Source organism: Sphingobium sp. WR1 (assembly GCF_059693745.1).
Map to the genome: position 1 here is coordinate 1 of NZ_JCATID010000050.1, position 12422 is coordinate 12422.

At 61.5% G+C, this 12422-nt stretch carries 14 protein-coding genes and 1 pseudogene; 5 read left to right on the forward strand and 10 right to left on the reverse strand.

The features are described 5' to 3' along the window. Window positions 1–408 precede the first annotated feature (408 nt). Window positions 409–903: an Hsp20 family protein gene (locus tag AC58EF_RS27640; protein ID WP_497279576.1), complete on the forward strand. Its 495-nt coding sequence runs from the start codon at window positions 409–411 to the stop codon at window positions 901–903. 54 nt (window positions 904–957) lie between these two features. Continuing rightward, complete coding sequence (locus AC58EF_RS27645; protein WP_497279577.1) at window positions 958–1467, forward strand: Hsp20/alpha crystallin family protein; 510 nt, start codon at window positions 958–960, stop codon at window positions 1465–1467. Between the two features lie 237 nt (window positions 1468–1704). Here AC58EF_RS27645 and AC58EF_RS27650 read toward each other — a convergent pair whose 3' ends face one another. Then, window positions 1705–2931: an alkene reductase gene (locus AC58EF_RS27650; protein ID WP_497279578.1), complete on the reverse strand. Its 1227-nt coding sequence runs from the start codon at window positions 2929–2931 to the stop codon at window positions 1705–1707. Window positions 2932–3019: 88 nt separating this feature from the next. Here AC58EF_RS27650 and AC58EF_RS27655 point away from each other — a divergent pair, with 88 nt between their 5' ends. Continuing rightward, entirely contained in the window at window positions 3020–3373 is a 354-nt protein-coding gene (locus AC58EF_RS27655; RefSeq protein WP_497279579.1) for a winged helix-turn-helix transcriptional regulator, read from the forward strand. Window positions 3374–3379: 6 nt separating this feature from the next. Here the strand turns inward: AC58EF_RS27655 and AC58EF_RS27660 are convergent. The 6 genes and pseudogenes from AC58EF_RS27660 to AC58EF_RS27685 all read right to left on the reverse strand — a co-directional run. Beyond that, a pseudogene (locus AC58EF_RS27660) lies at window positions 3380–4132 on the reverse strand (aldo/keto reductase); the annotation flags it as partial. A 342-nt stretch (window positions 4133–4474) separates the two neighbouring features. Then, on the reverse strand, window positions 4475–4987 hold the full coding sequence (locus AC58EF_RS27665) for a hypothetical protein (protein ID WP_497279580.1): 513 nt from the start codon (window positions 4985–4987) through the stop codon (window positions 4475–4477). Window positions 4988–5167: 180 nt separating this feature from the next. Next, the gene (locus AC58EF_RS27670) at window positions 5168–5752 is read right to left on the reverse strand and encodes a GNAT family N-acetyltransferase (RefSeq protein WP_497279581.1); all 585 of its coding nucleotides are present in this window, start codon (window positions 5750–5752) and stop codon (window positions 5168–5170) included. A 222-nt stretch (window positions 5753–5974) separates the two neighbouring features. Beyond that, complete coding sequence (locus AC58EF_RS27675; protein WP_497279582.1) at window positions 5975–6301, reverse strand: hypothetical protein; 327 nt, start codon at window positions 6299–6301, stop codon at window positions 5975–5977. A 50-nt stretch (window positions 6302–6351) separates the two neighbouring features. Beyond that, window positions 6352–6993 (reverse strand): Vgb family protein, encoded by a 642-nt coding sequence (locus tag AC58EF_RS27680; protein WP_497279583.1) that lies wholly within the window; start codon window positions 6991–6993, stop codon window positions 6352–6354. Between the two features lie 56 nt (window positions 6994–7049). After that, complete coding sequence (locus AC58EF_RS27685) at window positions 7050–8270, reverse strand: helix-turn-helix domain-containing protein (protein WP_497279584.1); 1221 nt, start codon at window positions 8268–8270, stop codon at window positions 7050–7052. A 79-nt stretch (window positions 8271–8349) separates the two neighbouring features. Here AC58EF_RS27685 and AC58EF_RS27690 point away from each other — a divergent pair, with 79 nt between their 5' ends. Beyond that, window positions 8350–8580: a hypothetical protein gene (locus tag AC58EF_RS27690; RefSeq protein ID WP_497279585.1), complete on the forward strand. Its 231-nt coding sequence runs from the start codon at window positions 8350–8352 to the stop codon at window positions 8578–8580. Between the two features lie 23 nt (window positions 8581–8603). Beyond that, complete coding sequence (locus tag AC58EF_RS27695) at window positions 8604–9299, forward strand: DUF899 domain-containing protein (protein ID WP_497279586.1); 696 nt, start codon at window positions 8604–8606, stop codon at window positions 9297–9299. Window positions 9300–9549: 250 nt separating this feature from the next. Here the strand turns inward: AC58EF_RS27695 and AC58EF_RS27700 are convergent, their stop codons facing one another. From AC58EF_RS27700 to AC58EF_RS27710, 3 genes are all read right to left on the reverse strand, one after another. Further along, window positions 9550–9726 (reverse strand): hypothetical protein, encoded by a 177-nt coding sequence (locus tag AC58EF_RS27700; RefSeq protein WP_497279587.1) that lies wholly within the window; start codon window positions 9724–9726, stop codon window positions 9550–9552. A 239-nt stretch (window positions 9727–9965) separates the two neighbouring features. Further along, window positions 9966–10520, reverse strand: coding sequence for an ankyrin repeat domain-containing protein (locus AC58EF_RS27705; RefSeq protein ID WP_497279588.1), 555 nt, complete (start codon window positions 10518–10520; stop codon window positions 9966–9968). Further along, on the reverse strand, window positions 10520–12199 hold the full coding sequence (locus AC58EF_RS27710) for a catalase (protein ID WP_497279589.1): 1680 nt from the start codon (window positions 12197–12199) through the stop codon (window positions 10520–10522). The genes AC58EF_RS27705 and AC58EF_RS27710 overlap by 1 nt, the downstream gene beginning before the upstream one ends. Window positions 12200–12422: the final 223 nt, after the last annotated feature.

The following is a 12422-nucleotide window of genomic DNA, read 5'->3' on the forward strand; positions in this document are numbered from 1 at the left end:
TATCGAGTGGAGCGGGCCGTTTTCGGCTATCTAGGAATGGTCGCGCCAGTCGATCCTTGATCCTCGCTTCTTTCGAGAAAGACCTGACCAGTGTGCGAATGGAAGGTCGAGCAGCAGATCGATAGCTGGGCTTGCGATCTCACGTCGACGGGGACCGGCTGAGGTTTGCCCAGAATAAAGAGCAGGCGGGGCGGCGTCTTATTCCAGCGCCCCGCTTGCCATCCTTCCTGCCGATGCTGGTGCGCCCGGTGGCTAAAAATTGAGCATCCCAGCATATCAGAGGGCCTTGAAAACGCGTTGGACCTTACCAGATAAATTGCTGCCGGATGCCGGCGGGGTCCGGTATGGAGAGCGTCCGCTCTCTCGGACGCATCTTCATAGACTGGTTGCTCAATGGAGGACTTGGATATGAGGACCAACTTCGATTTTACTCCGTTTCGAATGTCAACCGTTGGGTTCGACAGGTTGTTCGACCTACTTGAGGGCGGGCTGACCGCGAATGTCGGCGAGGCCTATCCGCCCTTCAACATCATCAGGGAAGGCGACGGTCGCTACCGCATCGACTTGGCGGTGGCGGGCTTCCGACAGGATGAGATTGAAATCTCGGCGCAGCAGAACATGCTTGTCGTGACTGGCTGCAAGGGCGAAGGCGCCGAGGGTCAACTGCTTTACCGCGGTATCGCAGTGCCCGACTTCGAGCGACGCTTCGGGCTCGCCGATCACGTCCAGGTGCGGCGCGCGGACCTACAGGATGGCGTGCTTTCGATCGAGCTCATGCGCGAAATCCCAGAGGCAATGAAACCTCGCAAGATCGCGATCAGCTCGGTGAACGGCGCCGCTCAGTCGCAGGCCACGCCAGCGATCACGGAGGATGACAGCGATCAGGCCGAAACAAGACAATGACCCATCATCACTGAATTTATGGCGATTGATGCCAGCAAACCAAGGAGATGAATCATGGCTATGCGTGATTTGGTTCCATGGCGCCGGCAGGAGAACACGGCGCCTGCGATGCACCAGGATCGGGAATTGATCCCCTTCACTCAGCTGCGTCGGGAGATGGACAGGCTTTTCGATGACTTCTTCCGCACCCCCATGCTCGGCGGCGGTGGTCCCGCAAGCGGCGGGCCGGGCTGGCCCAGCCTAGAGGTCAAGGACAGTGAAAACCAGGTGACAGTCACCGCTGAGCTTCCCGGCATGAACGACAAGGATGTCGAACTTTCCGTCTACAACGGGATGCTTACGGTCAAAGGCGAGAAGAAGAGCGAGCATGAAGACAAGGACCAGGGTTGGTCAGAGCGGTTCTACGGACGCTTCGAACGATCCGTCGCCCTGCCCATGGGCGCGGACGAGGAACATTGCGAAGCTGAGTTTCGGGACGGCGTGCTGACGGTGCGCATCCCGAAATCCGGCGCAGCGGATCAGGGTCGCAAAATCCCGATCGGTTCCCCTCCCACACAACATTAACGTTTGTGGCGTGCCGCATCCCGCGGCACGCCACGCTTTGACATGATGCGTCAGCGATACCTCGCTCTTTCGACCGAGGCTGTGGAAAAACGCGTAGGTTTGGCAAGAGGCGATATGCGCGGGCAGGCGATGATGAGGCCTGGATCATCTGGATGATTGGCCGGGTTCCGAAGATCTGGATCATCCGCTTCATATTATAGGCGAGGACGGTCAGGCTCATCTCGGTTCGGACGTTTTTCAGTGTTTTTGTGAGGAAGGGCGTACTGCTTGAGGCCCGTATGTCGTGTACCCTTGTGCTCCACCGAGATAGAGGGTCGAATAATCAACTTCGGCCAAGGCGATGCCGGCCTGCATACGCGCNTGTGAGGAAGGGCGTACTGCTTGAGGCCCGTATGTCGTGTACCCTTGTGCTCCACCGAGATAGAGGGTCGAATAATCAACTTCGGCCAAGGCGATGCCGGCCTGCATACGCGCCGGCAGATCGGGATTGGCGATAAAGGCCCGGCCAAAGCCCGCCATGTCGGCTTGCCCTGCCGCAATCATCTGAGCGTAGCTGTCGGGTGAAAGGCTACCATCGACCAAAAGAGGGGGACGCACCAGCGGACGCAGCGACTTGAACAACGCTGAATCCGCGAGGTCCGGGAAATGGAAGTGGAGGAACATCAACTCCCCGCGCTCGGCGATCTCGTTCAGAAGATACCGATAGGTTGCCTCGGCGTTCTCCTCCTCGATCTCGTTATTGGTCCAGCCGGGTGTCAGCTTCATCGCCACATATTCCGGGCCGTTTACGGCGATCACGGCATCGAGCACTTCCAACGCCAGACGCGCGCGATTTTCCACCGAGCCACCATAGCGATCGGTGCGCTTGTTGGCGTTGGTCGATAGGAACTGGTGGATCAGATAGCCGGAATCGGCGTGAATCTCGACGCCATCGAAGCCCGCGAAGACGGCAAGCCGCGTGGCATGAGCGAACTCTGCCGTGATGAGCGGAACCTCGTCGGTCTCCAATGCACGGGGCGTGACATAGGGGGTCACCCGAGGGATATTGATGACGATCTGCCGGGAAGCGTCGGGTACTGCGATCGCGGAAGGACCAACGGGCGGAACGGGTCGAGCTAGATACTGAAGATTGTTCACACGACCGACGTGGTTGAGTTGGAGAACGATCCGTCCTCCACGCGCATGCACGCCATCTACGACTTTCTTCCAGCCGATGGCCTGCTCGGTCGTATGCATGGCCGGGCTGGTGAGGAACGATCGGCCTACCGCGCTAACTGAGGTCGATTCCGTGATGATGAGCCCGGCATCAGCGCGCTGCGCATAATATTCCGCCATCAGGTCATTTGGCGTTCCGTCGCTTTCGGCGCGCGTACGGGTCATGCCGACCATGACCATGCGGTTCTGGAGTTGCCTGCCTCTGCCGAGGTCGATCGGTCGGAAAAGTTCATTGAGGGAGGAAGACATTCAATTTCTCCGAAGATTGGCTCCGGGCGGAATATCGACGGTGGTTTACATATCGCAAGAACCGACAAAAAAGTATAATACCAACCAAATGGTAACTGCATCGATCGATTGCGCCGCGCCCGAAGTGCCTCCTTGCTCTTCCGAGCAGCTCGAAAGCGCCGTCCGCATCCTTGAAGGGCGCTGGAAGGTGCTCATCATCTTCCGCCTGTTCTCTGCCCCTATGCTGCGATTTTCCGAGTTGCAGCGGCTCATTCCCGGCATCTCGCAAAAGATGCTGATCCAGCAGCTTCGTGATCTTGAAAGCAATGCGATTGTCTCGCGCACCGTGCATCCCGTGGTGCCGCCCAAGGTGGAATACGCGCTCACGGACGATGGGCGCGCTCTCCTTCCGGCACTGCGCGAACTGCAAACCTGGGCTGCTTCCCGCAGGCCGGAAGCCTGACACCTGTCACGGCCCCCAGCTTGGCCAGGGGAAGGGATAGCCCGAAGGCACCCGCGCGCTCGCACGATAGCTTTGGATCCATCCAGGATAGTTTGGAGGGGTGAGGCTGACGGCATCCAGCGCGGCGAGATCCTCCGCCGACAGCGTCAGGTCGGCAGCGCCAAGATTATCCTGCATTTGCTCCAGACGCTTCACGCCGGTTATGACACTGGTAACGCCGGGCTGCGCAAGCAGCCAGGCCAATGCGACCTGGGAGGGACTGGTGTCGATGCGACCGGCAATTGCGCGCAGCACATCGACGATCGCAAATGCCATCTCCTCATCGACCGGAGGGAATTGGGCGGCCGCGCCGCGCATATCGCGTCGCGAACCCTTTTCCGTGGCACCGTGACGATCGAACTTGCCTGAAAGCAAGCCTCCGGCCAGTGGACTCCAGCACAGCACGCCAAGCCCCTGGTCGACCGCTGCGGGGATGATCTCGCGCTCGACATCGCGCCCCGCCAACGAGAAATAGGCCTGAACGGAGACATAGCGCGCCAGGTTCAGCCGCTCCGACACGCCGAGCGCTTTGACGATCTGCCATGCGGCATGATTGGAGCAGCCGATATACCGGATCTTGCCCTGGCGCACCGCGTCGTCGAGCGCGCCGAGAAACTCCTCCGGCTGGGTGAAGCGGTCGAAATTGTGAAGCTGGTACAAGTCGATATGATCGGTTTTGAGCCGGCGAAGTGAGGTGGTCCCGCCTTCTTGGACAGTTTGGCGAGCGCTTCGGGTCCGCCGCTTGCCTCGAAAACCGTGTGGCCGAGATCCCGTATCATCTCCGCGGTTCCGAGGCGAACGATGTCCTCATCATCGACGAGAAGGATCGCCCGCGGATATGTCATGGAAGGCACCCTCGGGACAGCGCCATCGCATTCTGCGATCGGCTTTTCGTCGGCGATGGGAAGATAAAGATCGGCGCGCGTGCCTTGCCCAAGTGCGCTGGATAGCAGGAACTGAATGCCGGGCAGAATGTCGGCCCCATCCGCAGTGAGTAAGCTGATACGGAAACCTGCCGGTTGACGCTACGCAGCGAAGGGGACTGGAAGGAGGCCTGAGAATCTAGAGAAGTCGACTGTCATAGGCCCACTGAAGCAGGGCTTGCCTTTGCTTGGGCCGGCAAAATGGATCACCCGGACTACAATGTTTCACAATTTGTGCAGCATGGCGCTTGAAGGCTCTCCAGCGCGCGATCTGGCGGCGATCCTCTTCGGGTAGCCTTCGTCCGGAGTAATATCGGCAGTACCATTGAAACCATCCGCGCGGATCGTCCGGATATATCCAGCCCTTCTCGATCCAGACGCGGAGCGGAACACTCGCACGCACCCCGAAGTAGTTCAATGAACAATCCGAGCGATGAGGAGCCATCTTGGCGTTTTCGAACCAGCTCGCGGGAAATTCGGCTCCGCAGTCCGTCATGTACTTTCCGCAAAAAACGCCCAGGCTCAGCATGTCCGCAGGGGTGAGTTCCGGGAGAAAGTCGGGGTCGAAGTCCTGTCCCATGGGCGCAGAGCGGGTGTAGCGATAGCCCTGCTGCATCCGATCGTTGACCACCACTTCGACGACGCGATTCATCCGCCAAATCTAACGCGTCACGAGATAGTTGCAATGGATCCGTCACCGCAGTTGCCGAATTGTCTGTACGCGCATTCGTTCTTTTGGCCGCGATGGACGAATGGCGGCTTTCAGGACGCAGGGTCGTGGGTGGAACGACCGAAATGTCGGCGAGGAGCGCCGTACTCCTTTTTCCAACGGTCAACGCGGCGACCGCAGCATCGGCACAAGCGTCGGCGAGGAACCGACCTGGATTGCGCCGAGCTGTTCGAAGCCGTGGCGCTGGTAGAACGGAATGTTGCGCGGGTTTGAGGATTCCAGATAGGCCGGTGCGTGATCGCAGTCGCATTGCGCGAGTGCGTATGCCATCAATGCGTCGCCGTGGCCCTTGCCTTGGTTTGCCGGATCGACGCCGATCAGGGGTAAATACCAATGCGGTTCGGGTGGGTGGTACGTTGCCATCTGTTCGAATATGGGCGCGGCTTCCGAAGCGAGAGAGGGCGAAACAGTGCTCTCGATCACACCGCTAAGCTTTTCCTCGTCTGAATGTACTCCAGGCGGCAGCCACAGCGCAGTTCCAGCGTAGCCGTCGGTGCCAAAAGCGCTCCCGTTAGAGAAGGCTTTGCCTCCGAACGCGCGAGCCATTCGCGGGATGGCTTCGAGGTACTGGTCCGCGTGAGGCCAGGTCCATCGCGCCATGGGGTCCGCTACGAACGCCAGCGCGATTATCGCGACGGCTGAATCTTCATCGGCTGCGTCCATTACTCGTACCGTCGGCTGTTTCATGCTGCACTCCAGTGATGCAAGCGGTCCATCCTAGTGGTCAACCAGATTGGGAACAGTTGGTTTCGCTGAGCGCTTCGCGCGGTTTCGCATCCCCACCAAGATGTATTGAGCCAATTTGACGACGAGTTCGTCGCAAGACGGGCTACTCTCGCGATGATGCCGTCGAAGAGTGTCGCCATCGAGATTGATACGTTCCGGGCCATATTGCCGCGCTGCCGAGGCTTAGCTCTTCGCGTGCTGACCGAAAGCAAGCGTCACGAATGCGGCCGCAAATAGCGCGTGGATCAACAGGAAGATCTTGGCGATCTCCCGCGCATCGCCGCTGGCGACCCCCCAGGCATCGTTGGCGACGACGGCGCCGAAGCCGACCAAGTTCGCCAGCACGATCGGACGGATCGTCGCCGGATCGGTGTCTCGCGACAGCCAGTTCAGCACGGCGATCCCGAGGAACGGCCCGCCCAGCAGCCGCAGCAAGGCGATCAGTTCGGGGGCGGCATTCGCCGGGACCGCTCCACGGCCGAACTGCAGCGGAACGGTCATCAGCGCCAAGCCCACGGCCGTCAGATAGATGGCGGAGGTCGTGAAAATCGGTTTAGCCGTCACCTGACCGTCTCCGGCCGCCGCACCGCCCGAACGTTGCCGCTGCTCCCGCCGCCGCAGTAGAAGCGGTCGCCGCCGTCTGACTCCATGCCTGAGACGCCGGTGCCGGGAGGCATATCGAGCCGTTGAAGCACCTCCCCGCTCGCCGGATCGATGCGGCGGATGTCGCTCGCATCCTCTTCCCAGGTGCCGTGCCAAAGCTCACCGTCGACCCAGCTCACGCCGGTGACGAAACGATCGGATACGATGGTGCGCAGCACGGCGCCGGTATCCGGATCGATCTGGTGGATCTTTCGGTCGCGGTGCTGGCCCACCCAAAGCGATCCCTCCGCCCAGGCGAGGCCCGAATCCGCGCCATTGCCGGGCGCTGGAATGGTGGCGACGACTTCGCCGGTTTCGCGGTCGATCTTGCGGATCACCGCCTCGGCGATCTGGTACAGATGGGTGCCGTCGAAGGCGGTGCCCGCATGCGCCGGCACTTCGATCGCGCCGGTGATTGCCCCACTGTCGGTATCGAGTGCATTCACCCGATCGCCAGTCGCGAACCAGACGCGCTCCCCGTCGTAGCTGACCCCGTGAACCGCCTCCATACCGGGAAAGGGCCCGTATTCGCGGAGGATCTCGGCTGTTGAATGTTTCACAATGCACACTCCTTATCCTGACAAGGCGGATCGTCGCCCGTTTGATGATGAGGAACCTAGCCGGCCGGCAGCGGAGCCGGGAGTAACAAGCTTGTCGGGAAACCAGGTACCTGGCGCGCCATCCAGCGGCAGGCGCGGCCCCGGCCGAAGGAGTCAGCCTTGCCCGCCGTGGCTAGCGCCTCCAGCGCGCGCTGGACGGTGCGCGGACTGATGTCGAGTGCTAGCGCCAGCGCCGAGCTGGACCAGGCCTCCCCGTCGGCGAGCAGCGCCAGCACATCGGCGTGCTCGTCCTCCTGGGGCGGCACCAGCACGGCGACATGGCGCATACCGCTGGGCTGAAGCAGGAAGCCGCTCTCGGTCGCGACGATCTCCACGAGCGCACCCAATTCGGACCGCAGCCGGCCGATTTCGACGCGCAGACGCGCGCGATGAGATTCGTCCACGTGGTGCGCGCGGAAGGCGCGCGCGAGCAGGATCTCGCGCGAGACGTCGCCGGGCCATGCCTCGGCGAGCGCGCGTACCAGCGCGAACAGCACCGGGCGGCTACCCAGAGGAACGACCTCCGTGTCCGCACGGACGAGACCCCGCGAAGCATCGACGACAAGCGCGTCCGAAGCGATCAGCGCCTCGACCTCGTCCAAGCCGAGCAGCCGCTCCTCGCCTTGCGCCAACAGCCGGGCGGCGGGCGCCTCGAACGCGCGCTTGGCGCATTCGACCTCGGCGATCAGGACGGCGATGCCAGTCTGCTTCGCAGCCTGCTCTGCCTTGTCGAGCGCGGCTCGGGCAGGCGCGGCCTCGATCCGCCGGATTGCGATACCGGCGGCGACCAGCCACGCACCTGCACGCGAAGCGGAGGGGAGCGCACCGGGGTCGAGCGCTTCAAGGTTCGTCTGTGCTTCGTCGAGCCGCCCAATCAGGAGGAGCCGGCGCGCCTGGAGATAGCCGGCATGCGCCGCGTTGGCGCGGTCGCCATGCCGACCCAACACCGCCCGCGCGTCCGCGAGGTCGCGCATTGGCCCGCCGATGTCGCGCAGGACCAGCGCGATCTCGGCCTCGGCGACATGGCATCGCGCGCGAGCGATCGGTTCACGCGGACCGAAGGCGCGTGCGGCGCGGCGCAGGAGTTGCCTGGCTTTCGCCAGATCCCCGAGTTGCGCCATCGCCATGCCGCGTAGCGCGACTGCAGGCGGGTCCTCGCGCAGTGAAACGCGCTTCAGGGCACTGAGCGGATGGCCGTTCGCGAGCGACCGGGCGGCGGCAGTGATCAGTGAGTCCATGGAAATCCCGTCACACTTGTAACTCTCACCCGACCCTCACTGCCCCTAGGTTCCGGACCGAGCCCAGGACAACCGGAGCATGGTGATGATGGCCACCGCAAACAAGGCACATGACACGCATCCCTGGCTCGGTCTAGCGGCGTCGCCGACGTTCGCGCTGATGGCGCTGATCACTGCGGTCGACGCGCCGCCGCTGGCGCTCTGCACAGGAAGCATCCGCATCCTTCCGATCGACGGCATGACCGCGATGTACGTTCTTATGAGCCTTTTTCACTTGCCGCCCTGGCTGAAGCGCGCCGGCCGCGGCTGAATATCCAGCAAAGGAGAATGATGATGCAACATCAAACAGTATCCCGTGATGAATGGCTGACTGCACGGAAAGCGCTGTTCGAGAAGGAGCGCGCCATGACCCACGCGCTCGACGAATTGCGCATCGAGCGGCGACAATTGCCCTGGTTCCGGATCGACAAATCCTATGTTTTTCAGGGGCCGGACGGTGCGCGCACCCTGGGCGACCTTTTCGACGGCCGCAATCAGCTTGCCATCTATCACTTCATGCTGACGCCGGGTTCGGATCACATCTGTCCGGGCTGCTCGTACACCATGGATCATGCCGACGCGGCCCGGCAGCATTTCGGACATGCCGATCTCAGTTTCGCTGCCATCTCCCGCGCGCCGATCGAGCAGATTCAGGCCGTCAAGGCGCGGATGGGCTGGACCTTCCCCTGGGTGTCATCGGGCGAAGGCGACTTCAACTACGATTTTGGCGTATTGTTCACGCAAGAGGATCGCGAGGCCGGACGTGCGCTCTACAATTTCGGCCTGACGACGATCCAGCGCGCCTCGGACATGTTCGGCCTGAGCGTTTTCGTAAAAGACGAGCGCGGCGACATCTTCCACAGCTACTCGACCTATCATCGCGGCACCGAGCTACTGATGGGCGCGTTCAACTGGCTCGACTTGACGCCCAAGGGCCGGAACGAAACAGACGGCACCATGTGCTGGGTGAAGCTTCACGACGAGTATTGATTGGCCAATTCACCAGCTAGAAAGCAGGCATGAACGAGCGGCAGCTTTCAGGAGCGGCCGCTCGACGCTCGAACGACCGCTTTGTTGGCGGCATTTTCCATTAAAGCGCACCGGCGGTAGGCGACCAATTCAAGCCATTCGACTTAGATTGCGCATCAGCTGCTATCTATCCGAAAGCTGCCGTAGCGAAGTGTGCGGTCAACAGCGGTGGCTGAGAAGCGGCAAGTATGAGTGCCTGATCCGCCGGATTTCACCGCGAGTTTGTCGCGAACGGCAAAGTGACCGGGCCCAGCCAGCGCGGATGAAAGGCCAGCATCAGTGTCATTCCTCCGAACGCAACAGCCAGCATAAACAGGCCGAGGATGGTAACAAAGCTGGCACCATGGCGAACGATGCAAAACCCAAGATCAACGACATTAAGAGCCATCCGCCGCCGATAGCTTCCGCCGACCGTCTCCGTACCGCATTCCCCGCCCTTCGATCCCGAATGTACTCGATCGTGATGCCATAGTGTCGGTATTCATGGCGTCACCTCCAAGGCCTTTGATCTTCTCGACTCGTTGATGTCGGCATCGGGTCTCAAACAACAGCCCACAAGCTCTCGAGAAGCTTGACAGAACTCCGCACCGGATCTCGACCGTTCGTGCTCAACCTTGCCGCAGCCTCTCAGCGCCGTCCGGGCGTCGCGAGATCGTTTGCCAGGCTGGTATTTCCCTGGGCCTTGGCGACCGAGGCCGCCGAGCGACCGGATGCATCGATCAGGCCGGCATCCGCACCATGCGCTAGCAGCAGTTTGACCTGCGCAGAGCGGCCGAACAAGGAGGCCATCATCAGCGCGGTCTGGCCCGCTTTGTTTCGAGCATTGACGTCGCAGCTCTCTTCCAGCAGGCGGGTCGCGATAAGGTCGTCGCCCTTGAAGGCGACGCCCATTTGCGCGGTGTTGCCTTGCCGAAGGTCGGGCTTGCACGGGTCCGCGCCGGCTTTGAGCAATGCCTCTACTGTGTCGGCCTGACCGTTATATGCTGCCAATATAAGCGGGGTGAAACCGCGCGATTCATAGGCGTTTACATCGGCGCCTTTCTCCACCAGCAGCGGGATCAGGTCGGTGCGGCCCAGCTTCGCCGCTTCAAAAAGCAGTTCCTGCCGCCGCTCCGGCGCCGGCAGGGCCTCTGCTTGCGCGGGGGCGGAAGCCAGCGCGGACGCGAGGAATAGGGCGAGCATTACTGCTGGCCCGCGTAGCGCGCATCCGCGGCCGTCTGATACTCGGCCACAGCCCGGTCAACCTCGCTCGTCGGCACGCCGACGGCTTTGGCCAGGCGGGAGCCAAGTTCCTTGTCAGCTTGCATGAAGTAGCTGACCATGATCACCTTGGTGCGCGTCGACGTCACGACCCCAAGGTCTCCGGCGAGATTCTTGACCAAATCGGCCTTGTCCGCAGGCTTGAGCGCGCGATAGAACCGACCAGCCTGATCGAAGGGCTCTGTCCTGGAGATCGGCGCAGTCCGAACGATGGCATCGATCTTGTAGGGCGTGGGCGCGAACGAGGGATCGATCGCCTTGCCCTGCGTAACCGAGGGGAAATAATTCACATCGACCTTGCCGGTGGCTCCGTCGAGCTGGCCGTCCTGGTAGTTGTTCACGACCGCGACGCGAGGGCGATTGACGGGCAGGTCCATCACATTCGCGCCGACGCGGTAGCGCTGTGTGTCAGAATAGGAGAATAGGCGGCCCTGCAGCATGCGGTCGGGCGAGGCTTCGATCCCTGGCACCAGGTTGGCCGGGGCGAACGCCGACTGCTCGGTCCAGCGGAAGAAGTTTTCCGGAACCTGATTGAGTGTCATCTCGCCGATCTTGCGGAAGGGCGCGTCCAGCCATTCCTTCGTGTCGTCGAAAGCATTGAAGTTGAGCGCGCCCAGTTCCTCCGCCGTCAACGTCTGCACCATGAGATCCCAAGTCGGATAGTCGCCCGCCGCGATGGTGCCGTACAGGTCATCGGTCAGGTAGTTCGGCGGCGCCTTGGCGGCCGCTTCGCCGTTCAGGCTCTTGACACCCTGCCGGCTGATCCAGCGGAACTTGGCGAAGGTGACATTGCCGTCCTTATCAACCAGTTTGAAGGCATGGACGCCGTTTCCGTCCATGGTCCGATACGAAGCTGGCGTGCCAAGGTTCGAATAAACGTGCACAAGCATGTTGGTCGCTTCGGGCGTGCCGGAGAAGAATTCGAAGAAACGATTGGGATCCTGCTTGTTCGTAACCGGCGATGGTTTGAGCGAATGGATCATGTCCGGGAACTGGATCGCGTCTCGGATGAAGAAGATAGGCAGATTGTTGCCAACGAGGTCCCAATTGCCTTGGTCAGTGTAAAACTTGACCGCGAAGCCGTGCGGGTCGCGCATTCCTTCGGGTGAGCCAGAGGGATGGATTACGGTCGAGAAGCGCACGAACACCGGCGTTTCCTTGCCGGGCTGGTCGAACAACGACGCCTTGGTGAGGGCCGAGAGGTCCGCTGTCGCGCGGAAGACGCCCAGCGCGCCAGTGCCACGCGCATGAACGACCCGTTCCGGCACGCGTTCGCGGTCGAACCGTGCCAGCTTTTCGATCAGCGTCGTGTCTTCGAGAAGGACCGGCCCGGTGTCTCCGGCGGCGAGCGAGTTGCGGTTTGAACCGATCGGTGCGCCATTGTCGCGGGTCATCTGCGGCGCAATGCTGCCTCCGGCACCGGCGCGCGTTTCGACCGTTCCAGGTGCACCAGCCGGGGCGGCTGGCGGCTTAGCAGCGGCCATGGGTGCCGCGACAGTGGTCATGCGATCCTCAACCTGCGTGACCGTCTGGGCCACAACAGATGTGAAGGGAATGACGGATGCCGCCGCCGCGAGGCAAATGGCGTTCGAGCGTTTCATAAGGACTCTCCCTGTTGCCAAGCCGTTCTGGTTCTGTGCGCGCGGTAATTCCAATGGCTTTTGCTTGCCACAGTGATCGAAAGTGTCGCTTAATCACTGAACGGAAAGTGGCTAGGACGATTGGATTGGCTGAGGGGACGGACTTTGGCTAGAGGCTGTTATGGACTTGAGAGTCCGAATGGATTCAAAGGCTTGGATGGCACTTCATCGCAAGTCTTATCCG

Bases quoted from the DNA above. Each gene is read 5' to 3' on its own strand.
- AC58EF_RS27640 (WP_497279576.1), top strand. From the start codon at position 409: ATGAGGACCAACTTCGATTTTACTCCGTTTCGAATGTCAACCGTTGGG.
- AC58EF_RS27645 (WP_497279577.1), top strand. From the start codon at position 958: ATGGCTATGCGTGATTTGGTTCCATGGCGCCGGCAGGAGAACACGGCG.
- AC58EF_RS27655 (WP_497279579.1), top strand. From the start codon at position 3,020: ATGGTAACTGCATCGATCGATTGCGCCGCGCCCGAAGTGCCTCCTTGC.
- AC58EF_RS27665 (WP_497279580.1), bottom strand. From the start codon at position 4,987: ATGAATCGCGTCGTCGAAGTGGTGGTCAACGATCGGATGCAGCAGGGC.
- AC58EF_RS27670 (WP_497279581.1), bottom strand. From the start codon at position 5,752: ATGAAACAGCCGACGGTACGAGTAATGGACGCAGCCGATGAAGATTCA.
- AC58EF_RS27685 (WP_497279584.1), bottom strand. From the start codon at position 8,270: ATGGACTCACTGATCACTGCCGCCGCCCGGTCGCTCGCGAACGGCCAT.
- AC58EF_RS27690 (WP_497279585.1), top strand. From the start codon at position 8,350: ATGGTGATGATGGCCACCGCAAACAAGGCACATGACACGCATCCCTGG.
- AC58EF_RS27695 (WP_497279586.1), top strand. From the start codon at position 8,604: ATGCAACATCAAACAGTATCCCGTGATGAATGGCTGACTGCACGGAAA.
- AC58EF_RS27700 (WP_497279587.1), bottom strand. From the start codon at position 9,726: ATGGCTCTTAATGTCGTTGATCTTGGGTTTTGCATCGTTCGCCATGGT.
- AC58EF_RS27705 (WP_497279588.1), bottom strand. From the start codon at position 10,520: ATGCTCGCCCTATTCCTCGCGTCCGCGCTGGCTTCCGCCCCCGCGCAA.
- AC58EF_RS27710 (WP_497279589.1), bottom strand. From the start codon at position 12,199: ATGAAACGCTCGAACGCCATTTGCCTCGCGGCGGCGGCATCCGTCATT.